At 68.1% G+C, this 19,895-nt stretch carries 22 protein-coding genes and 1 pseudogene; 14 read left to right on the forward strand and 9 right to left on the reverse strand.

Annotated features, from left to right (window positions below):
* Together STH_RS18625 and STH_RS01070 are read right to left on the reverse strand one after the other, a co-directional pair.
* Positions 1-432 carry a hypothetical protein gene (locus STH_RS18625; RefSeq protein ID WP_011194341.1) on the reverse strand — a complete coding sequence of 144 codons (432 nt, stop codon included), beginning with the start codon at positions 430-432 and terminating at the stop codon, positions 1-3.
* Between the two features lie 4 nt (positions 433-436).
* Entirely contained in the window at positions 437-661 is a 225-nt protein-coding gene (locus tag STH_RS01070; protein WP_011194342.1) for a hypothetical protein, read from the reverse strand.
* Positions 662-785: 124 nt separating this feature from the next.
* Between STH_RS01070 and lysS the strand changes: the two genes are divergently transcribed.
* The gene (lysS, locus tag STH_RS01075; protein ID WP_050742046.1) at positions 786-2,312 is read left to right on the forward strand and encodes a lysine--tRNA ligase; all 1,527 of its coding nucleotides are present in this window, start codon (positions 786-788) and stop codon (positions 2,310-2,312) included.
* Positions 2,313-2,393: 81 nt separating this feature from the next.
* On the opposite strand, the gene STH_RS01080 is transcribed toward lysS, so the two are convergent.
* Complete coding sequence (locus tag STH_RS01080; protein WP_011194344.1) at positions 2,394-2,657, reverse strand: hypothetical protein; 264 nt, start codon at positions 2,655-2,657, stop codon at positions 2,394-2,396.
* 291 nt (positions 2,658-2,948) lie between these two features.
* Between STH_RS01080 and STH_RS01085 the strand changes: the two genes are divergently transcribed.
* The 5 genes from STH_RS01085 to STH_RS01105 all read left to right on the forward strand — a co-directional run bounded on the left by STH_RS01085 (position 2,949) and on the right by STH_RS01105 (position 7,698).
* Positions 2,949-3,584, forward strand: coding sequence for a helix-turn-helix transcriptional regulator (locus STH_RS01085; RefSeq protein ID WP_242654590.1), 636 nt, complete (start codon positions 2,949-2,951; stop codon positions 3,582-3,584).
* A gap of 177 nt (positions 3,585-3,761) precedes the next feature.
* A complete protein-coding gene (locus STH_RS01090; RefSeq protein WP_011194346.1) occupies positions 3,762-4,619 on the forward strand; it encodes a PaaX family transcriptional regulator in 858 nt (285 codons plus the stop codon).
* On the forward strand, positions 4,588-5,361 hold the full coding sequence (locus STH_RS01095) for an enoyl-CoA hydratase-related protein (RefSeq protein WP_011194347.1): 774 nt from the start codon (positions 4,588-4,590) through the stop codon (positions 5,359-5,361). Before STH_RS01090 ends, STH_RS01095 begins: the two co-directional genes overlap by 32 nt.
* Before the next feature lie 4 nt (positions 5,362-5,365).
* Positions 5,366-6,139 (forward strand): enoyl-CoA hydratase-related protein, encoded by a 774-nt coding sequence (locus tag STH_RS01100; protein ID WP_197525193.1) that lies wholly within the window; start codon positions 5,366-5,368, stop codon positions 6,137-6,139.
* Between the two features lie 5 nt (positions 6,140-6,144).
* A complete protein-coding gene (locus STH_RS01105; protein ID WP_011194349.1) occupies positions 6,145-7,698 on the forward strand; it encodes a 3-hydroxyacyl-CoA dehydrogenase in 1,554 nt (517 codons plus the stop codon).
* Between the two features lie 101 nt (positions 7,699-7,799).
* On the opposite strand, the gene STH_RS01110 is transcribed toward STH_RS01105, so the two are convergent.
* From STH_RS01110 to STH_RS01125, 4 genes and pseudogenes are all read right to left on the reverse strand, one after another.
* On the reverse strand, positions 7,800-8,423 hold the full coding sequence (locus STH_RS01110; protein WP_011194350.1) for a DUF47 domain-containing protein: 624 nt from the start codon (positions 8,421-8,423) through the stop codon (positions 7,800-7,802).
* Between the two features lie 56 nt (positions 8,424-8,479).
* Positions 8,480-8,695 carry a DUF2905 domain-containing protein gene (locus tag STH_RS01115; RefSeq protein WP_011194351.1) on the reverse strand — a complete coding sequence of 72 codons (216 nt, stop codon included), beginning with the start codon at positions 8,693-8,695 and terminating at the stop codon, positions 8,480-8,482.
* Positions 8,696-8,707: 12 nt separating this feature from the next.
* Positions 8,708-10,363, reverse strand: coding sequence for a putative ABC transporter permease subunit (locus STH_RS01120; RefSeq protein WP_011194352.1), 1,656 nt, complete (start codon positions 10,361-10,363; stop codon positions 8,708-8,710).
* Positions 10,360-11,031, reverse strand: a pseudogene (locus STH_RS01125) (ABC transporter ATP-binding protein); the annotation flags it as partial. The gene STH_RS01120 and the pseudogene STH_RS01125, both read right to left, overlap by 4 nt.
* 245 nt (positions 11,032-11,276) lie before the next feature.
* Between STH_RS01125 and STH_RS01130 the strand changes: the two are divergent.
* The 6 genes from STH_RS01130 to STH_RS01155 all read left to right on the forward strand — a co-directional run bounded on the left by STH_RS01130 (position 11,277) and on the right by STH_RS01155 (position 15,699).
* Entirely contained in the window at positions 11,277-12,269 is a 993-nt protein-coding gene (locus tag STH_RS01130) for a S1C family serine protease (protein ID WP_043712974.1), read from the forward strand.
* Positions 12,270-12,377: 108 nt separating this feature from the next.
* Positions 12,378-13,049, forward strand: coding sequence for a hypothetical protein (locus tag STH_RS01135; RefSeq protein WP_011194355.1), 672 nt, complete (start codon positions 12,378-12,380; stop codon positions 13,047-13,049).
* A 42-nt stretch (positions 13,050-13,091) separates the two neighbouring features.
* On the forward strand, positions 13,092-13,313 hold the full coding sequence (locus STH_RS01140; RefSeq protein WP_011194356.1) for a 4Fe-4S binding protein: 222 nt from the start codon (positions 13,092-13,094) through the stop codon (positions 13,311-13,313).
* Between the two features lie 13 nt (positions 13,314-13,326).
* Positions 13,327-14,394 carry a 3-methyl-2-oxobutanoate dehydrogenase subunit VorB gene (locus STH_RS01145; protein ID WP_011194357.1) on the forward strand — a complete coding sequence of 356 codons (1,068 nt, stop codon included), beginning with the start codon at positions 13,327-13,329 and terminating at the stop codon, positions 14,392-14,394.
* Positions 14,394-15,155 carry a thiamine pyrophosphate-dependent enzyme gene (locus STH_RS01150; RefSeq protein WP_011194358.1) on the forward strand — a complete coding sequence of 254 codons (762 nt, stop codon included), beginning with the start codon at positions 14,394-14,396 and terminating at the stop codon, positions 15,153-15,155. The genes STH_RS01145 and STH_RS01150 overlap by 1 nt, the downstream gene beginning before the upstream one ends.
* Positions 15,142-15,699, forward strand: a complete 558-nt coding sequence (locus STH_RS01155; protein ID WP_011194359.1) for a 2-oxoacid:acceptor oxidoreductase family protein — start codon at positions 15,142-15,144, stop codon at positions 15,697-15,699. The genes STH_RS01150 and STH_RS01155 overlap by 14 nt, the downstream gene beginning before the upstream one ends.
* Positions 15,700-15,736: 37 nt before the next feature.
* Here the strand turns inward: STH_RS01155 and spo0A are convergent, their stop codons facing one another.
* Positions 15,737-16,495: a sporulation transcription factor Spo0A gene (gene spo0A, locus STH_RS01160; protein WP_043712978.1), complete on the reverse strand. Its 759-nt coding sequence runs from the start codon at positions 16,493-16,495 to the stop codon at positions 15,737-15,739.
* Positions 16,496-16,796: 301 nt separating this feature from the next.
* Between spo0A and STH_RS01165 the strand changes: the two genes are divergently transcribed.
* Complete coding sequence (locus STH_RS01165; protein WP_011194361.1) at positions 16,797-18,029, forward strand: uracil-xanthine permease family protein; 1,233 nt, start codon at positions 16,797-16,799, stop codon at positions 18,027-18,029.
* An 87-nt stretch (positions 18,030-18,116) separates the two neighbouring features.
* Here STH_RS01165 and STH_RS01170 read toward each other — a convergent pair whose 3' ends face one another.
* Positions 18,117-18,683, reverse strand: coding sequence for a hypothetical protein (locus tag STH_RS01170; protein WP_011194362.1), 567 nt, complete (start codon positions 18,681-18,683; stop codon positions 18,117-18,119).
* 164 nt (positions 18,684-18,847) lie between these two features.
* Between STH_RS01170 and STH_RS01175 the strand changes: the two genes are divergently transcribed.
* Positions 18,848-19,894, forward strand: coding sequence for an NADH-quinone oxidoreductase subunit I (locus tag STH_RS01175; protein WP_011194363.1), 1,047 nt, complete (start codon positions 18,848-18,850; stop codon positions 19,892-19,894).
* The last annotated feature ends 1 nt before the right edge of the window (position 19,895 follow it).

A 19,895-nucleotide genomic window follows, 5' to 3' on the forward strand; every position in this document is an offset into this window, starting at 1 on the left:
CTACGGCCGGGCCTTGTGGTGGGCGCGCCGGGCCCTCTGCCATTCCTTGAGGATCCGCTTCGCCTGTTCCTTGGTGAGGCGCCCGTTCTTCACCGCCTCATCCAGCTTCTCCTTCACCTCGGCCTCCGAGGCGTGCGGGGAGAGCCCCATCCGGCGCACGGCCCGCCATTCCCGGAGCCGGGCAGCCTCCTCGTCGGTGATCTTCCCCGCCCGGTGAGCCTGGTCGATCAGCTGATCGATCTCCGCGTTCAGCTGCTCCAGCCGGCTCTGTCGCAGAGCGCGAATGTCCTTCAGCAACTGCTCCATGCCGGGCGACAGCTTGGGCGCCTGCTTCTCCGCCTCGGAGCCGGCGGCCAGGGAGGTGCCCCCCAGCAGCAGGCAGGCCCAGGCGGCCACCAGCGCTATCGCCAACCAACGTCTCAGCCCGCGCATTGCGTCACCTCCCTGTGTCGATGTCCGTGGGGCTTTGGGTGTCCCCCGCATCGCCCAGGCTCTGATCGGCCGTCAGGAACTGCCCTTCGTTCCCGCCCGCCAGGTAGCCCATCGCCACCGCCCGGTGGCTCCAGGCCTCCCCTTCCCGCAGCTGCGAAAGCACCCGCTGGGTCTCGGAGCGCACGGAACCCTGCAGCGCATCCTCCGGGCGATTCCGGTTCTTTTCCATGCTCTGCCCCCCTTTGGCATCTAGTCTGCCCCAGGGAGCGCCGTTTCCATGAACTTGTCTGGGCTCACCGGTTTCTGTATAATCACCAGGGTAAGAGACCCACGGTGCGGGAAGGAGAAGTGTGATGAGCAACTATCCGAACCTCTGGCCATACCAGGAAGCACAACGCATCATCGAGCGCTGGCCGGATAAACCGCGCTACATCCTGGAAACCGGGTTCGGTGCGTCCGGCCACCCGCACATGGGCACCATCGGCGAGGTGGTGCGTACCTTCTACGTGGCCAAGGCCCTCCGGGAGATGGGGCGCGAGTCGGAGATCATTGTCTTCTCGGACGACATGGACGGGCTGCGCAAGATCCCGACCAACATCGACGCGCCCTGGCTGCAGGAGCACCTGGGCAAGCCGGTCACCCGGATTCCCGATCCCTACGGCTGCCACCAGTCCTTCGGGCACCACATGGACGCCGAACTCCTGGAGATGATGGCCAAGACGGAGATCCAGGCCACCTTCCGTTCCGCGACCGACTGCTACGCCGACGGCACCTTCGACGAGGGCATCCGGCACATGTTCCGCCATATGCAGGGCATCATCGACCTGGTGCTGCCCACGATGCGGCCGGAGAACCGGGAAGGCTGGTTCCCGTGGCTTCCGGTCTGCGAAAACTGCGGGAAGGTGTATACCACCCGGGTGGAGTCCTATGACCCGGATGCGGTCACGGTGACGTACTCCTGCACCGGCTCGTTCCGCGACGTGCACGGGTGCGGCTACCGGGGCACCCAGAGCGCGCTGGGCGGCCGGGGCAAGTTCTTCTGGAAGGCCGATTGGGCCCTGCGCTGGTACGTGTTTGGCGTCAACTTCGAGATGCACGGCAAGGACCTGATCGACTCGGCCAAGCTCTCCAAGGCCATCGTCAGGCTCCTGGGCGGCGACCCGCCGAACACCATGTTCTACGAGCTCTTCCTCACGGAGGAGGGGCGGAAGATCTCCAAGTCTTCGGGGATCGGCATCTCGATGGAAAACTGGGGCCGCTGGGGTACCCAGGATTCGCTCAACCTGCTGATGTTCCGCAACCCGCGCCAGCAGAAGCGGCTCAGCCCCGAGACGGTGATCCAGTACACCGACGAGACGCTCACCATGAGCCCTGAAGACCCCCAGTACCCGTTCATCTACTACCACGGCGACCGGCCGGATCTTGGCGGTCTGCGCTACTCCGACATCATCAACCTGGTCAACGCGATCTCGGAGACCGACCCCGACGTGCTGCTCGAGTACCTGGGCCGCTCCTTTGGCCACGAGCGCATCCGGGCCAACGAGCCCTTTGTGCGGGAGCTGCTGGAGAAGGCCATCCACTACTACGAGGACTTCATCCTTCCCACCCGCAGGACCCCGGAGTTGACCGAGGCCGAGTGGGCATTGGTCGAGGAGTTCGAGCAGTTGATCGAGCGTACCGACGACGCCGAGGAAATCCAGACCGGGGTGTTCGACATCGCCAGGGCCCACGGCATGCAGCCGAAGCGGTTCTTCCAGATCCTCTACGGCGTGCTGCTGGGATCGGACAGCGGCCCCCGCATCGGCGGCTTTGTCACGCTGGTGGGCAAGGATCGGATCCGCGAGCTCATCCGCACCGCGCGGGAGAAGGCGCGGAGCTGATCGCTACGTGCACAATCGGGGCTGTCCGGAACGCAGAGGGTTCTGCGTCCTGGACAGCCCCGCCGGCATCCGGGGGACCGGTCAGGCGATCTGGCTCATCTGGTGCAGCAGGTCCAGCGGCGGCGCCGCGGGGAACGTTTCACGGCTGTTGCCGGCGACCCTGGTCAGCGAGTACGGCTGGTGCTGGTGGGAGATGTGCTGCAGGAACGCAACCAGGTGGGCCCGGGAGCAGAACTTCAGGGCGAAGGCGTCAGCCGCAGGGTGGTTCTTCCGGCTCTCCGGGAACAGGATGTAGGCCAGGCGCTCATCCTCGAACTGCTCCAGGCAGTACTTGCACATGAACACCCGGATTCACCTCCAGTGTAATCACTCCAACGACAATTATAGAACTCCCAATCAACCCCAACAACGGTGGGGGGCCCACCCTCTTCTTGTGCCGTTTCACGCGACTCCCACCTCGGTCTACGTGACGGCGTCACATCGGATAGGTGCCCTAGACATATCGGATACAATTGGTGACAAACGGCTTTAGAAAGTATCCGGCTGATCTTTCATATGATAAAATGTAGGCGAGTTACAATCGGATGTCCGCGAGTTACGACTGCCGAGTGCGAACAGGAGGGGAACGAGTTGCCAGTGGATCTCATGCCCCGCCAGGACGAGACCTCCACGCGCCGCGAGATCATCAACCTGCTGCGGGTTGTTGGCCCCCTCACCGTAGGCGAACTCGGAGAGCGCCTTCACATCACCCATGTCGCGGTCCGACGCCACCTGACCTCTCTGGAGCGGGATGGGCTGGTAACCTCTGTGCAGCAGCGGTTGCCGATGGGGCGGCCTACCCGGGTCTACTCGCTCACCGAGGCGGCCGACAACCTGTTCCCGAAGAAGTACAGCACGCTGACGGTGGAGCTGCTGGATTTCCTGCACGACACGGACCCGGCGCTGGTGGAGGCCTTTTTCCAGCGGCGGAGGGAAGAGATGGTCGCGCGCTACGGCGCCGACGTCAACGCCGACACCCTCGCCGGACGGGTGGCGCAGCTCGCCGAGATCCAGCAGGCCAACGGATACCTGGCCCAGTGCGAGCAGGACGAGGATGGCGCCCTGGTGCTGAAGGAGTTCAACTGCCCCGTGCACCTCGCCTCCCGACGGTACCCGCACGCCTGCGACCACGAGCTGGCCTTCTTCAAGACCGTTCTGGGGACCGAGAACATCGAACGGCTGGAGTGCATCGCCCACGGCGGCCAGTGCTGCCGCTACCGGATCACGCCCTGACCGGGCACGGACGGCGCCGACCTCTATGGCAGGTCGGCGCCTTTTTCAATGCGGCTGAGGTGAGCCTGCCGTCGTGCGCCGGGGGGCAGCCGCCGGGTACGAGGAAGGGGAGCGGCCGGAAACGGCGAATCTGTCAGCACTGGCCGAATGTTGCGCGGCTCAGAGGCAGGTGGGGGGATGAAGGCCCGGTCGCTGCTGTTCAACCTGTGGGGCGACTACATCCAGCATGTCGGAGGCGAGGCCTGGGCGTCGACCCTGGCCGCCTGGGTGCGCCCGTTCGGCGTCAGCGAGGCGGCCCTGCGGCAGGCGCTCTCGCGCATGGCTCGCCAGGGATGGCTGGAGGTGCGTAAGGTCGGAAACCGGACCTGTTATGCGCTCTCCGCGGCGGGACGCCGCCGCATTGCCGAGGCGTCGCGGCGCGTGTACGACGGCCGGGACGTGGACTGGGACGGCCGCTGGCGGGTACTGGTCTATTCGGTCCCCGAGGCCCTGCGGAACCGGCGCAACGACCTGCGCCGGGAGCTGATCTGGACGGGCTTCGCCCACCTGTCGCCGGGTACCTGGATCTCGCCCAACCCACTCGAGGACTCGGTGCGGGAGCTGCTCCGGCGCTACGGGCTGGAGCCCTACGCCACGCTGTTCGTCGCGCCGTACGCGGAGCCCTGGTCGGCGCCCGACCTGGTGCGCCGCTGCTGGGATCTGGAGGCGATCCAGGCGAGCTACGACCGGTTCATCGCGCGCTGGGAGCCCCGCCTGGAGGCGTCGTCGAGGCTGCACAGCGACGAGGAGCGCTTCGTCGAGCAGATCCGCCTCGTCCACGACTACCGGAAGTTCCTGTTCGTCGACCCGGGGCTGCCGCGCCGGCTCCTGCCCGATACCTGGCGGGGGCACGACGCGCGCAGGCTGTTCCAGGCGTACTATGCCAGGCTGCGGCCCGGGGCGCTCCGGTTCCTGGAGAGGCACTTTGAACCCACACAAGCCCACGATGGAGGAGGAGAGGACCGTGGCGTACGAGAACATCCTGGTCTTTCGTGAGGGAGCTGTCGGCCGGGTGCAGCTGAACCGCCCCCAGGCGCTCAACGCCCTCAACTTCCGCCTGATGACGGAGCTGGTGGAGGCGTTCCGGGAGATGGAGCGCGATCCGGGCATCGGGTGCCTCCTGCTGCACGGCAATGAGAAGGCCTTCGCCGCCGGCGCCGACATCAAGGAGATGGCGGAGCTGGGCGCAATCGACATGTACACCCGGGACTACATCGAACTCTGGGATGAAGTCGCCCGCATCAAGAAGCCCATCGTCGCTGCCGTCAGCGGCTACTGCCTGGGCGGCGGCCTGGAGCTGGCGATGATCTGCGACATCATCGTCGCCTCGGAGACGGCGAAGTTCGGCCAGCCGGAGATCAACATCGGCGTCCTGCCGGGCGCCGGCGGCACCCAGCGGCTCACCCGGGCGGTCGGGAAGTCGCTGGCGATGGAGATGGTCCTGACCGGCCGGATGCTCACCGCGCAGGAGGCCCTGGCGGCCGGTCTGGTCAGTCGGGTGGTTCCGGTGGAGGTCTACCTCAGCGAGGCGCAGAAGCTGGCCGGCGAGATCGCGTCCAAGTCGCCCGTGGCCCTGCGGCTGGCCAAGGAGGCGGTGCTGCAGGCCTTCGAGGGCAGCCTGAGCAGCGGACTCGCGTACGAGCGCCGGCTGTTCGCCATGGCTTTTGCCTCCGAGGACCAGAAGGAGGGCATGCGGGCCTTCACCGAGAAGCGGAAGCCCGAGTGGAAGGGGAGGTAAGCCCGTGAGCGAGACGGCGGTGCGCTGTGCCCTGGACGGCGAAGGCGTCTTCCGAATCACCCTGAACCGACCGGAGAGGCTCAACGCCTTCAACCAAGCCCAGCACGAGGGGCTGATTGCGGCCCTGCAGCAGGCGGAGCGGGATCCGGCCGTGCGGTGTGTGGTCATCACCGGCGAGGGGCGCGCGTTCTGCGCCGGCCAGGATCTGCAGTCGATCGGGGACATGCCCATCGGCGACCTGGTGCGCCGCTATTACAACCGCTGGATCGCGCAGATCCGCAGCCTCGAGAAGCCGGTCCTGGCCGCCGTCAACGGGGTGGCCGCCGGCGCAGGCGTCAGCCTGGCCCTGGCCTGCGATCTCATCGTGATGGCCGAGAGCGCGGCGTTCATCCAAGCCTTTGCGCGCATCGGCCTGGTGCCCGACTCCGGCGCGTCCTATTTCCTGCCGCGCCTCGTGGGCTACCACAAAGCGATGGAACTGGCCCTGTTCGGCGACCGGGTCAGCGCGGCGGAGGCCCTGTCGCTGGGGCTGTGCAACCGAGTGGTGCCTGACGACCAGTTCGAGCCGGCGGTGGCCGAGTGGGCCGGGTGGCTAGCGCGGGGCCCCCGCGCCGTGGGGTGGATCAAGCGGCAGCTGAACCGCGGGCTCGAGCGCTCCCTGGACGAGGTGCTGGCGCTGGAGGCCTACCATCAGGAGATCGCTGCCGCGACCGAGGATGCCCGGGAGGGTATCCGGGCCTTCGTGGAGCGGCGGGAGCCCAGGTTCACGGGGAGGTAGCAGCGGTGCGTCGGTTAGGCGTCGTCGGGGCCGGTACGATGGGCGCGGGGATCGCGCAGGTCGCGGCGCAGTCCGGGTTCGACGTGCTGCTTTATGACGTCGATCCTGAGGCCCTTGCCCGGGCTCTCGGGCGGGTGGAGTCGGATCTGCAGCGGCAGGCGGCGCGGGGGCGGATCCCGGATGCGCAGGTCGCTGAGGTCCTGGGCCGCATCACCACCACCACCAGCCTGGGGGATTTTGCCGCCGCGGACTTCGTCATCGAGGCGGCGCCGGAGGACCTGGAGCTGAAGCGTCGGCTGTTCGAGCGGCTGGACCGGCTGTGCCGGGAAGACGTGGTGCTGGCGACGAACACCTCCTCGCTCTCGGTCACGCAGATCGGTGCGCTGGCCGGCCGGGCAGACCGGGTGGTGGGCATGCACTTCTTCAACCCCGTGCCGGCGATGCGGCTGGTGGAGGTGGTCGGCGGCGACGCCTCCGGTGAGGCCGCGCTCCAGGCCACGGTTTCCCTGGCCGAGGCGATGGGCAAGGTGCCGGTGCGGGTCAGGGACACCCCGGGGTTCATCGTCAACCGGGTGGCCCGGCCGTTCACCGGAGAGGCGCTGCGGCTGCTGGGGGATCAGGTGGCGACCGCGGCGCAGATCGACCGCATCGCGCGCCTGGCATGCGGCTTTCGCATGGGCCCCTTCGAGTTGATGGACCTGGTGGGTATGGACATCAACTTCGCCGTGCACCGGTCGGTGTACGAGCAGTTCTTCGGCGACCCCCGGTTCCGTCCGCACCCCCTCCAGGAGCGCATGGTGAAGGCGGGCAGGCTGGGGCGCAAGACCGGGCAGGGCTGGTACCGGTACCGGGAAGGGCGGGCGCTGGACGGCCCGGCCCCGGCGCAGCATTCCCTGGCGCCGACGCCCCGATTGCCTGAGATCCGGAACGTGGCGGTGCTGGGCGATGCGGACCTGGCGGACCTCGCTGCGCGGGCCGGCTACCGCATGGTGGACTGCTGCGCCGACGCCGATCTGGTGGTCCTGGGGGATCCCGCGCTGTTGGTGGGCCGGCAGCCCGCCCCTGGGGTGGTCGTCCTGATCGAGGCTTCGACCCGGTCGACGACGGAACTGGCGACCCAGGTGGTCAACCCGGCCCGGGTCGTGGGCTACGGGGGCATCCCCCGGGTGAGCCGGCGCGAGCTGGTGGAGGTGGCGCCGGGGCTGCGGACCGACCCGGCTGCGACGGCCACGGCGGTGCGTTTCTTCCACTCGCTGGGCCGTGACACCGAGGTGGTGACCGACAGCCCGGGGCTGGTGGCGGCCAGGCTGTTGGCGTGTCTGATCAACGAGGCGGCCTTCGCCCTGCAAGAGGGAATAGCCACCGCTGAGGCGATCGATACCGCGATGCAGCTGGGGCTCAACTACCCGCTGGGTCCGCTGGAGTGGGCGGACGAACTTGGCCCAGACAAGGTCCTGGCGGTGCTGGAGGGGCTGCAGCGGGAGACTGGAGAGGAGCGGTACCGGCCTGCGCCGTACCTGCGGAAGCGGGTGCTCGCAGGAATGCCTCTGCGGGGGTAGGCTGAAAGGGTGCCCGCTCTGCCGGCCTGAGCAACAGAGGTCCTCGCCGAGGCCGCGGTGCGGCCTGGCGAGGACCGTGAGCTTTCCCGGACGGCGGGCGGTCACGCCCGCTTCATGATCACGCCTTCGAGGACATTGGCCACCGTCTCGACCTCGTCGGTGGCCTGCTCCAGCATCTCGTAGATCTCCTTCATCGTGATGAACAGAACCGGGTCGGACGCGCTGCGATCATAGAGCTCGGACAGGGCGAGCCGCAGCTCGTCGTCGCCGTGGTTCTCCAGGGTGTTGATCTGCCGGATGCGGTCCTGGATCTCCAGCAGCTTGCCTCCCGCCAGCAGGTCGATGGCGGCGACCAGTTCGGTGGCCTGGGCCCGCAGGATCTGGGCGAAGGCGCGCAGGTGCTTATCGGACGCCGACAGGCGGTAGATGCCGACCCGGGCGGCGGCCGCCTCCATCGCGTCCACCACGTTGTCGATGGCCACGCCCAGCGTCGCCAGATCGGTGCGCTCCAGCGGCGTCGCGAACGTCTTGTGGATCAGCTCGAAGAGCCGGTGAGTCAGGTCGTCGCCCTTCGACTCCAGTTGCTTGATCTCGGGTGCCAGGTTCCCCACGTGGACGGGTTCTTCGAGAAGCCGCCCGAGCAGTCCGGCCACCTCGGCAGCGTTCTCGGTTGCCTCCCGAAGCAGCTGGTAAAACTGTTGGCTGCGATTGCTGATGAAGATCATGGACCCATCCCCCTATCCGCTTGATATCGCAGGCCGGCCTGCCGGGGACCGGCAAGTCAGCGTCCCAACCGCTGCCAGAGCCAGAACAGCAGCGTGAGGCCGATGCTGGCCAGAAGGCTGGTCGCGATCGGGAAATAGAAGGTGAAGTTGCCGCGCCGGATGATGATGTCGCCCGGCAGCCGGCCGATGCCGGGCAGGAAGCGCTCAAACAGGGCGATCGCAGCGCCCACAACCAACAGCAGTGCGCCTATGGCCATCAGCGTGCGACCCATCGGATCATCTCCCTACAGCTCGTATTGCGCGTAACGTGCGTCGGCCAGCGCACCCACGATCTGGCCCAGCAGCCACGCCTCCAGTGCCAGCACGATCACGAGGCCGGGCAGGAAGAACGGGCGGGCGGCTGCGTACAGCACGATGGCGGCGCCGACCGTGACGGCGGTGACCCCGAGGTGGATCAGCATGCCGAGGAGCGAGTTGATGTTCCCCTTCATGGCCTGCTGCGGGTCGGTCCAGGTGAGATGGGGCTTCAGGACGTCGATGAGCAGCCCGCTGTACCCGCTGAGCACGCACACCGGAAGGCCGCCGGCCAGCAGGACGGCCAGGTTGCGCGGCGTGCCGAGCCCCAGCCAGAGGGCGGCGGCGCCCACGATCAGCAGGTTGAGCAGGTTGAACAGCAGGCTGTGCAGCAGCTTGGCGTGAATCTGCACCCGGGGCGCCACCGGCAGCGACTGGCTGATCCAGAACCACCGCCCCTCCCGGCTGACGGCCGACGAGGCGATGACGGAGGTGGAGCTCATGCCGAAGACGGCGGCCAGCAGGATCGCGGGCACCCACGGGGAGTCCGCATGCCGGGCCAGGTCGAACCCCTCCACAACCAGGTTGCCCGTCGCCATCGGAATGGCGATGAAGAGGGGGATGAGCACCGGGGTGGAGATGGCGGTCATCAGGTGCGAGGGGTTGCGGTTCAGCAGCCGCACCTCCCGGAGGAAGAGCGCCCGGAGGGGCGACTGCACCCGGCCCGTCCGCTCGGCCAGCTCCGATCGGCTGATCTCGCGTCCCGACGTGGCCCGCTCGCCGCCGCTCAGGAGTCCGCCGAAGAAGAACCGCTCCGCGCCCGCGACCAACAGCGCCAGGGAAGCCGCCACCGCGCCCGTGAACAGGAGGAAGTACGGGATGCCCAGGGCCGGGCTGCCGGCCTGCAGCGCCTGGGTGCCCCAGGCGGAGGTGACGATCCAGCGGGAGACGCCCTGGATGAGCGGCTGCTGGTTCTCCAGGAACCGCTGCACGTCCTCGGCCTGCAGGTTCCCCTGCTGGAAGCGGGTCGCGAACTGCAGGGCGATGGCCAGGACGATGCCCAGCAGGGCGCCGAAGACCCGGAAGAGGTCCCGGTTGCGGCGGAGCGCGGTGATCCGCATCAGGAGCAGGCTGAACAGGCCCGACAGCACCAGCGGGAACACGGGGAGCATGAGGTAGATCAGCACGGCAAAGGGGATGTACAGTGGCCCCACGTCGGCCAGGAAGCCGTAGACCGCCAGGCCGGGGATCACCACCGGCGCCATGCTGAGGTACTCGCCGAGGAGGATCGAGACCAGCTTGGCCAGGACGATCTCCCCCGGCCGCAGGGGCAGAGGGATGAGCAGGCGAAGATCCTGGCTGAAGTAGAACACGGAGATGACGTAGAGCACGCCGAAAATCAGGCAGAGCAACTGACCGGCCGTGAGCGCAACCGTCAGGACGAACGGGGCCTGACCGAACGGCTCCAGCCCCCAGTACAGGCCCACGTACATGGCGACGAACAGGAGGATCAGCGGAAGAAAGGCCAGGATGAGAAGGGGGATCAGCAGGAGGCCCAGGCGGGACCGGGTACCCGTCATGCGCTCCAGGCTGCCGCGCCAGGTCTGGCGGAGCTGCACCCGCACGAGCGGCCAGACGTTCCTCATTTCTCCGTCAGCTCCAGGAAGATGGATTCCAGCGTTTCGCCGGTCTGCCCGCTGCGCAGCTCATCCAGCGTGCCGCAGGCGATGATGCGCCCCTTGTTGATGATCGCCACCCGGTCGCAGAGCCGCTCCGCCACCTCCAACACGTGGGTGGAGAAGAAGAGCGTCCGGTTCCGGCGGGCGTGCTCGGCCATCAGTTCCTTCAGTTGATAGGAGGAGCGGGGATCCAGGCCGACCATGGGCTCGTCCAGCACCCAGACCGGCGGATCGCGCATCAGCGCCGAAATCAGCACCAGCTTCTGCTGCATGCCGTGGGAGTAACTGTCCACCCGGTCCAGGAGCGCGTGGGTGAGGTCGAAGGCGTCGGCGAACTGCGCGATGCGCTCCTGCCGCTCCCGGGGGCTGATGCCGTACACGTCGGCGATGAAGTTCAGGTACTCCAGGCCTGTCAGCTTGTCGTAGACTTCCGGCGTGTCGGGCACGTAGGCCAGCTGCCGCTTGGCCTCCAGCGGCTGCCTGACGACGTCGTAGCCGCCGACCCGGACGGTGCCGCTGTCGGGGCGGAGCAGTCCGACGATCATCTTGATGGTGGTCGTCTTGCCGGCCCCGTTGGGACCGAGGAAGCCGAAGACCTCGCCCGGCCGGATCGTGAGGCTGAGGTTGTCCACCGCCTTCTTCGTCCCGCCGCTGTAACTCTTGGAGACGTTGAGGAGTTCGATCATTCGGGCGATCCCTCCGAGGTCAGACGTATCCTACAGGATTTCACCGGTACCGGATCGCTTCCTGCCACACCATAGAAGAGACGTTTCGGACGAGCCGGTTCGTTCGGGCCGCCCGACCAGGGTTGAGAACGCGCGACAACGTACGTAAAATGGCATGTTAGAGTGGCTACGTTGGAAAGATTGGGGGTGTGGGCGTGGACCCGTTTTCCTCAGCCCTGATTGCGGCGCTCGACCGGGTGCGCCCGGCGGTGGTGCACATCTACGCCGCCACGCCCAAGACGGGGCAAGTTGCCTTGGGTACCGGGGTGATCCTGGACCATTATCATATCATCAGCACCGCGCAGATCGTCGCCCCAGAGGACGAGATCACCATCAAGACGGCTGACGGCAAGCGGCGGCGGGCAGAGTGCATCGGCGTCGATCCGCTCTACTTCCTGACGGTCCTGCAGGTCGAGGAGCGGCTCCCCCACGATCCGCCCACCTTCGCGCCGGACGGCACGACGCCGGTGGGGCTCTTCGTCGCCGCGGTGGGTTACGCCCTGGGGCAGGAGCACACGGCCGCCAGCGGCATCATCAGCAGCAGCGACCGCACGGTCTACCGCCCCAAGGCGCGCGGCCGGGGCAACCTGCCGGTGGACGGACTCCTGCTGACCAGCGCCGCGATCCACCCCGGCAACGCCGGCGGCCCCCTCATCGACCTGGAGGGCCGGGTGGTGGGCATCAACGGCATCCCGTGGCAGGGCGGCCTGAGCCTCGCCATTCAGGCCTCGGTGGCGGCCCGGGTGGCCAGCCAGATCATCGACTATGGCTACGCCGTCCACCCCTGGCTGGGCTTCTCCGGCGAGGTCGACGTCATCGACGACATCTGGGTGGAGATGCTCAACCTGCCCACGGACCGGGGCCTGGTCGTCCAGCACGTCGCATCCGACGGGCCGGGCCGGCGTGCCGGCGTGCAGGAGATGGACATGATCATGGCCGTCGGCGACCGGCAGCCGGTGCTGAGCACCGGTATGATCCGGAAGCTCCTCTCCGCGCGTCGGTACGGCGATCAGGTGCCGATGACGGTTCTGCGCCAGGGCGAGCTGATCGAACTGCGCCTGCCCGTGGAGGAGATCCCCGGCCTCGACCGGTTTGACCCGGTGAGCGACGATGACGAGTCCGCCGCACCGGACGATGACGAGGATTAGGGTGCGTTCGCAATTTTCGCGTTGTCAGGATAGCCCTTTGTGTCTAAACCCAACTACCGATACCCCCGGTCCATCCGCGACGGTTAAGATGAACCCGGGGGGATAGCGATGGAGAAGGCTGCCCGTACCCTCGTGGTGGGTCACTTCGGTTCTGGCAAGACCGAAGTGGCCGTTTTTTTCGCCCTTTCGCTGTGTGCTGAGCAAAAGCGGCCTATGCTGCTGGACCTTGACTTTATCACGCCTTACTACCGGTCGCGGGACGTCGCCGACCAACTGGCGGCGGCCGGCGTCGAGGTGGTCCGTCCGGCCGGCGACCTGTGGCGCTCGGACCTGCCGGTGGTCGCGGCGCGGGCCGTGCAGGCGATGACCGCCTACGACGGACCGGTGGTGGCGGACATCGGCGGCGGCGAGGGCGCCCGGGTCCTGGGCAGCATGCGCCTCGGGCCGGGCACGTACGAGGCGCTGATGGTGGTGAACCCCTACCGGCCGGACACGGGGTCGCCGGAGCAGGTGGCCCGGTACGCCCGCTGGCTGGAGGAGATCGGCCGGATCCGGCTGACCGGCCTCGTGAACAACGCCAACCTGGGTCCGCTGACCCGCCCCGAGCACGTCCTGGAGGGCCTGAAGCAGGTGGAGGAAGCCGCCCGCCTGCTGGACCTGCCCGTGTGCTGCACGGCCGTGCGCGCCGACCTGGTGGACGCGCTGCCTGGGCTGAAGCTGTTGCCGCTCCGGCTGTGCATGCGTCCGCCCTGGGAGGCGGAGCCCTTCGCCCTGGCGTAGGCGGTCCGGCGGTCAGCGGAGACGACGTGGGAAAAGGGGGTTATGGGGTTGCGCGGCATCAAGCTCGAGATGAATCAGGATCGCTGCAAGGGATGCGAGCTTTGCACGGAGGCCTGCCCGCGCGAGGTGCTCGCCATGGGGAACCAGATCAACGCGCTGGGCTATCGGGCGGCCGTGGCCATCGCTCCGGAGCGGTGCACCGGCTGCCGGGCGTGCGCGCTGGTCTGCCCTGAGGTCGTCTTCACCATTTACAAGATCGCCTAGGAGGGGATGCCCGATGGAACCCACCACGACCATGATGATGAAGGGCAACGAAGCCCTGGGCGAGGCCGCGATCCGGGCGGGCTGCCGGTTCTTCTTCGGTTACCCGATCACGCCGCAGTCGGAGCTGCCGGCGTACATGGCCCGGCGCATGCCCGAGGTCGGCGGTACGTTCCTGCAGGCCGAGTCCGAGCTGGCCGCGGTGAACATGCTCCTGGGCGCGGCGGCCACGGGCGTGCGGGCGATGACGTCGTCCTCCTCGCCGGGCTACTCCCTGAAGCAGGAGGGCATCTCGTACATGATCGGGTCGCAGCTGCCGTGCGTCGTGGTCAACATCATGCGGGGCGGCCCGGGCCTGGGCAACATCCAGCCCTCCCAGAGCGACTATTTCCAGATCGTCAAGGGCGGCGGACACGGTGACTACCACATGATCGCACTGGCCCCCTCCACCGTGCAGGAGCTGGTGGACCTGACGATCCTGGCCTTCGACCTGGCCGACGCCTACCGCAACCCCGTGGCCATCGTGGGCGACGGGCTCCTGGGCCAGACGATGGAGCCGGTTTCCTTCCCGCCGGTACAGACCCACGCGGTGGAGAAGGACTGGGCTCTCACGGGCGCCGCCGGCCGGCCGAAGCGGATCATCACCTCCCTGGAGCTGAACCCGGAGAACCTCGAAGCCCACAACCGCGTGCTGCAGGCCAAGTTCAGCGCCATGGCGGAGCGGGAGAAGCGGTGGGAGGAGTACCGCTGCGACGATGCGGATCTCGTCGTGGTGGCGTACGGCACGTCGGCCCGCATCGCCCGGGCGGCGGTCGACGCGGCCCGCAAGCAGGGGCTCCGGGTGGGGCTGTACCGTCCCATCACCCTGTGGCCGTTCCCGGGCGACGGGCTCGCCCGGCTGGCGGAGCGGGGCGTGCGCCGGTTCCTGGACGTGGAGATGTCCAGCGGCCAGATGGTGGAGGACGTGAAGCTGGCCGTGCTCGGCCGGGCCCGGGTGGATTTCTACGGTCGGCTCGGCGGCATGGTCCCGACGCCGCGGGAGATCCTGGGCCAGATTCAGGAACGGATGGGAGGAGAGGCCTGATGAAGTGCATCGCTGGCATGCCCGAGTCGCTGTCGCCCGTGGTCACCCACTACTGCCCCGGGTGCAGCCACGGCGTCCTGCACCGGATCATCGCCGAGCTGCTTGACGAGCTCGGCCTGCGCGAGCGGACGGTGGGCGTGGCCTCGGTCGGCTGCTCCGTCCTCGCCTACAACTACTTCGAGACCGATTTCGTGCAGGCCCCCCACGGCCGGGCGCCCGCGGTGGCCACCGGCGTGAAGCGGGCGCGGCCGAACCTGTTCGTCTTCACCTACCAGGGCGACGGCGACATGGCGGCCATCGGCACCGCGGAGATCATCCACGCGGCGGCCCGGGGCGAGCGCATCACGGCGATCATGTACAACAACACCATCTACGGCATGACCGGCGGACAGATGTCGCCGACCACCCTGATGGGCGCCGTGACCGCGACCACCCCCTACGGCCGCCAGGAGGAGAGCGGCCGGCCGTACCGCATGGCCGAGCTCCTGGCGCAGATGCCGGGCACGGCGTACGCGGCCCGAACGCACGTCGCCGACGTGGCCAACATCGTGAAGACGAAGCAGTACATCCGGAAGGCGTTCGAGGCGCAGGTGAACGGCCTGGGGTTCTCGATGGTCGAGGTCCTGGGCAACTGCCCGACCAACTGGGGGGTGACCCCGGCCGAGGCCAACCGCTACGTGCTAAACGACATGCTCGCCTACTTCCCCGTGGGCGAGTTCAAGGATGTGACGAAGGAGGCGCTGGCCGGTGTACACGCATGAGATTCTGATCGCCGGATTCGGTGGCCAGGGCGTGCTCACCGCCGGGCAGTTGCTCGCCTACGCAGGGAACCTGGAGGGACAGCACGTCTCGTGGGTGCCCGCCTACGGACCGGAGCAGCGCGGCGGCACGGCCAACTGCTCGGTGGTGATCTCCGACCAGCCGGTGGCCTGCCCGATGGTATCGGAACCGACCGCCTGCATCGTCCTGAATCAGCCGTCGCTGGAGAAGTTCACGCCGGCGGTGCAGCCGGGGGGCACGCTGGTGGTCAACACCTCCCTCTGCACGGGGCGGGCGACGCGGACGGACATCACCGTTGTGCCGGTGCCCGCCACGGACCTGGCGGTGGAGCTGGGCAACGTGCGTTTTGCCAACATGATCGCCCTGGGCGCGCTGCTGGCGGTGGTGCCCGTCGTGAAGGTCGAGTCGATCCTGGAGGTCCTGCCCAAGGTTATGGGCGAGGACAAGGCGCGGTACATCCCCATCAACCGCGAGGCGCTGTCCAGGGGGATGGAGGAGGCGCGCCGGGTGCTGGCCGGTTGCTGATCATCGGAGCCCAGACAGCCGGGGGAGCGGGGGCTGCTCAGGAGCCCACCGCTCCCCGCAGGTGATCGGCCAGCATGGCCACGAACTCGGCGTTGGTCGGCTTGCCCCGCACGTGGTGCACCGTCGAGCCGAAGAGCCGCTGCAGGTCGTTGATGTCGGCCCGCCCCCAGGCGACCTCGATCGCGTGGCGGATGGAGCGTTCCACCCGGTTGGGCTGGGTGCCGTGCAGTCGGGCGATATGCGGGTAGAGTTCCTTGGTCATCCCGCAGGTCGTCTTGTTGGTGCTGAGGACGTACTGGACGGCGTCCTTGAGGAAGCGATACCCCTGCAGGTGGGCCGGTACGCCGCTGCGCCGCAGGAGCTCGGCGATGGTGCGTGGGCTGGGCACCGTGCGCCCCGCGGATGAGGTCTGCGACGCGGCCGGATGGCCGCAGACGAGCAGTGCGCGCTCCGCGACCAGATCCGGCTGGACGGGGCGGAGGAGGCAGTAGCTGGCCCCTTTCTCGTAGTAGTGCTGCACCAGCAGGTCTGATGCGCAGGAGAGGAGCAGCAGGACGTGGGGGCGCCCCTCCGGGCCCAGCTCCGCCAGTACGCCCAAGCCGTCCAGGTGCGGCAGGACGTCGTCCAGGATCAGCAGGTCCGGGCGCAGGGTCCGCACCAGTTCCACCGCCTCCAGGCCGTGGCGCGCCTCGCCCACCACGGTGAACTCGGACATGCCGTCGAACTTGTCCATGAGGCGCTGGCGTTCCTCGTGGTTGTCGTTGGCGATCAGGACGGTGGTCCGGCCTTCCACCATCTCAAAGAACCCCTCCTTCCCGACAGGAAAGAATCCTAACTTCTGGCATGAAATACCTGCCGGGAGGCCCAAAAAATCTGCCGGCGGAAGAGGAAAAGGACTCTGGTCATCCGCGGCAGGTCGTGTTATACTGACTCAGAATTAAATACCGGCGACCTTTAAGGCAGTCCTGTGAGACTGGCAAGGTCACATGGTTCGGTGCGCCCTGACACGGGTGTGCCTGCCACGCGACTTCTTGCCTCGCCGGTAAGAGGTCCTTTTTTATGCGTCGCAGGAGCATCATGATCAGGGGGTATGTGCGATGGCGGGTTCGACGGGAACGCTCTCTCCGACTAAGCGGTTTGTGCTGGGCCTGCAGCACGTGGCGGCGATGTTCGGGGCCACGGTGCTGGTGCCCATCCAGACGGGGCTCAACCCCAGCGTGGCCCTGCTGACCGCGGGCCTCGGCACCTTGCTGTTCCACCTGGTGACGAAGGGCAGGGTGCCCGTGTTCCTGGGCTCCAGCTTCGCCTTCATCGCCGCCATCCAGCTGGTCGGGCAGACGGAGGGGTTGGAGTACGCCGCCGGTGGCATCGTGGCGGCGGGCCTCGTCTACCTGGTTCTGTCGGGACTCATCTACCTGTTCGGCGTCGACCGGATCCGCAGCTTCTTCCCGCCCATCGTCGCCGGACCGATGATCATGGTCATCGGCCTGACGCTGGCGCCCGTGGCCGTGGACATGGCCTCCTCCCACTGGCTCGTGGCCCTTATCACGCTCCTGACGGTGGTGCTGGTGTCGGTCTACGCCCGGGGCTTCCTGAAGCTGCTGCCGATCATCTGTGGCCTTCTGGTGGGGTTCGCCGCCTCGGCGGCGTTCGGGCTGGTGGACTGGGCGGCCGTGGCCCAGGCCTCCTGGGTAGCCGTCCCGCCGGTGACGGCGCCCAAGTTCAGCCTCTCGGCCATTCTGGCGATCGCCCCCCTGGCTCTGGTGACGATGGTGGAACACATCGGCGACATCACCACCAACGGTGCGGTGATCGGCAAGGATCTGATCCGTGATCCCGGCCTGCACCGGACCCTGATGGGCGACGGCCTGGCCACCGCCCTCGCCGGCCTGCTGGGCGGCCCGGCCAACACCACGTACTCGGAGAACACGGGCGTCCTGGCCGTCACCCGTGTTTACGATCCCGGTATCCTCCGCATCGCGGCCGTTGTCGCCATCGCCCTGTCGTTCGTGGGCAAGCTGGGCGCCCTGCTGCAGGCGATCCCGACGCCGGTGATGGGCGGTATCTCCATCGTCCTGTTCGGCATGATCACCTCCATCGGCATCCGGCAGGTGGTGGACGCCCGGGTGGACCTTACCAACGGGCGCAACCTGGTCATCGCCGCAGTGGTGCTGGTTTTGGGGATCGGCGGCGCCGCGCTGCCGCTTCCCGGCGGGCTGCAGTTGGGCGGCATGGCCCTGGCCGCCCTGGTCGGCGTGGTGCTGAACAAGCTCCTGCCGGAGCAGGTGGTGCGGGAGACCGAGCCGGCCCTGACCGGCGGCGACGACTAGCGCCGGAGACGAAACCGGAACAGAAACACCCCGGGAGGGCTATCGGCCTTCCCGGGGTTTCATTATCCCGACACGGTTCACGAGGACCTACTTCGCCCGCTCGTTGATGGCGTTGATCAGCGCGGCCAGGCCCCCGGCGGGATCGCCCTGTCGCGAGCGGGTCAGGTACTGGCTCTGTACCAGCTCCAGCATCTGCTGGAGGGTGATCCTGCGGTCAAAGACCAGCGAGCCCATCGCAAAGCGGATGTTGTAGTTGTCCGCGGGGAACAGGACCAGTAGGATCTCGTTCTTGCCGGGGTAGCCCTGCTCCGCCAGCATCTGATCCAGATAGGCGGTCTTGTCCATCTCGCGGGGGGCGTCGTGGGCGAGGACGATGGTGTAGGTAATGGGCGACTGGACCCGCAGCGCCTCTCTCAGGGCCTCCGTGTCGCCGGGAAGAGCGGGGACATCCGGCTCGGGCTCTGCGGGGTCCTCAGGGGCATCGGCCGGAGGTGACGGCGTCTCCGGTGTCTCCGGCGGCGTCGGGTTCGGCGTCGGCTTCGGTTCGGTCTGCGGCGGCGGTGAAGGCGGAGGGTTGTCCGCGGAGCCACAGCCGCTGAGGATCAGCGCGGTGCTGAGGATGAGTGCTGCGGCGCGCAACCAGGGACGGCGCATGTGTGACACCCCCTTGGCTCTCTTACAGATAATCTAACGACAAAACGGGCTGTCAGGTTACGGGTCACCGAACTATCCATGAGGGCCATGGCAAATCCCCCGCGCTCCCTATTCCGCCCCTCGGGACGAGGGCGGTAAGATCAGGACAGACAGGGGGGAGCAGCTTGATCGATCTCGAACGGCTGCTGAAACTGATGGATCCGGATCCCATCCGGGTTGACGCGCAGGCCTGCCTGGCGGCGCGGCACCGGCACTCCAGCTGCCGACGCTGTGCGGAGGCGTGCCCGACCTCTGCGCTGCGGGTCGAGGGCGGGAGGGTGTGGGCGGACCCCGCCGTCTGCGATCGCTGCGGCATCTGCGCCGGCGTCTGCCCCACGGCGGCCGTCTCCGTCAGGGGCATCGACGACGAGGCGGTTCTCTCCGCGGCGGCCGTGCGATGCGAGAAGGCCGCCGGCGACGGTCTTCGCCTGCCCTGCCTGGGCTACTTGTCGGTGGACCACCTGCTCGCGATGGCCCTCCGCCATGGCCGGGTGGAGCTCGCCGCCGGCGACTGCGAGTCCTGCTTCCGCAAGGTTGGCGGGGAGCTGGCCCGGGAGGCGGTGGCGCTGGCGCGGGCGGCGCTGGCCGCACTGGGGTCGGATCACGCGATTCGTCTGACGACAGAGGGCGGCGCCGAAGCGGCCACGCCGAGCCTGACCCGGCGGGAGCTGCTGAGCCTCTGGCGCACCGAGTCGGCCCAGGCGGCCCGCCAGCTGCTCCCCGAACCGGAGCTCAACCACGCGCGTCTGCCCGCCCGGCTGCCCCGGCGGCGCGCCCGCTGGCTGCGGCGGCTCGACCCGGACGCGACCCGGGCCGGGGAGATGCCCGCAGGACCGTGGAAGGCCCGCCGCGCGACGGACGCATGTACCGGCTGCGGCATCTGCGCCGCGTTCTGCCCGACCGGCAGCCTGGCCGCGGAAGGGGCGGAAGCCGGGTGGACGCTCACCCACCAGCCGGCCGCGTGCGTGGCCTGCGGCACCTGTGTGGATCTCTGCCCGGCACGGGCGATGGGGGAGGCGCCCCTCGCGGTCGAGGACCTGGCCCGCGGGGAGCGGCGTGCGCTCATCCAGCTGGTCGAGTGCCGCTGCCGCCACTGCCGTCGAACCTTCCGGGGCCGCCCCGGGGAGACGCAGTGCCCGGGTTGCAGGAATATACTGGGAGGCCGCGTGTAAA

The organism is Symbiobacterium thermophilum IAM 14863 (genome assembly GCF_000009905.1).
Taxonomy (GTDB): Bacteria; Bacillota; Sulfobacillia; order Symbiobacteriales; family Symbiobacteriaceae; genus Symbiobacterium; species Symbiobacterium thermophilum.

Excerpts from the sequence above, each read along its gene's own strand:
- STH_RS18625 (WP_011194341.1), bottom strand. The coding sequence starts at position 432 with ATGCGCGGGCTGAGACGTTGGTTGGCGATAGCGCTGGTGGCCGCCTGG.
- STH_RS01070 (WP_011194342.1), bottom strand. The coding sequence starts at position 661 with ATGGAAAAGAACCGGAATCGCCCGGAGGATGCGCTGCAGGGTTCCGTG.
- lysS (WP_050742046.1), top strand. The coding sequence starts at position 786 with ATGAGCAACTATCCGAACCTCTGGCCATACCAGGAAGCACAACGCATC.
- STH_RS01090 (WP_011194346.1), top strand. The coding sequence starts at position 3,762 with ATGAAGGCCCGGTCGCTGCTGTTCAACCTGTGGGGCGACTACATCCAG.
- STH_RS01110 (WP_011194350.1), bottom strand. The coding sequence starts at position 8,423 with ATGATCTTCATCAGCAATCGCAGCCAACAGTTTTACCAGCTGCTTCGG.
- STH_RS01115 (WP_011194351.1), bottom strand. The coding sequence starts at position 8,695 with ATGGGTCGCACGCTGATGGCCATAGGCGCACTGCTGTTGGTTGTGGGC.
- STH_RS01120 (WP_011194352.1), bottom strand. The coding sequence starts at position 10,363 with ATGAGGAACGTCTGGCCGCTCGTGCGGGTGCAGCTCCGCCAGACCTGG.
- STH_RS01135 (WP_011194355.1), top strand. The coding sequence starts at position 12,378 with ATGGAGAAGGCTGCCCGTACCCTCGTGGTGGGTCACTTCGGTTCTGGC.
- STH_RS01140 (WP_011194356.1), top strand. The coding sequence starts at position 13,092 with ATGGGGTTGCGCGGCATCAAGCTCGAGATGAATCAGGATCGCTGCAAG.
- STH_RS01145 (WP_011194357.1), top strand. The coding sequence starts at position 13,327 with ATGGAACCCACCACGACCATGATGATGAAGGGCAACGAAGCCCTGGGC.
- STH_RS01150 (WP_011194358.1), top strand. The coding sequence starts at position 14,394 with ATGAAGTGCATCGCTGGCATGCCCGAGTCGCTGTCGCCCGTGGTCACC.
- spo0A (WP_043712978.1), bottom strand. The coding sequence starts at position 16,495 with ATGGTGGAAGGCCGGACCACCGTCCTGATCGCCAACGACAACCACGAG.
- STH_RS01165 (WP_011194361.1), top strand. The coding sequence starts at position 16,797 with ATGGCGGGTTCGACGGGAACGCTCTCTCCGACTAAGCGGTTTGTGCTG.
- STH_RS01170 (WP_011194362.1), bottom strand. The coding sequence starts at position 18,683 with ATGCGCCGTCCCTGGTTGCGCGCCGCAGCACTCATCCTCAGCACCGCG.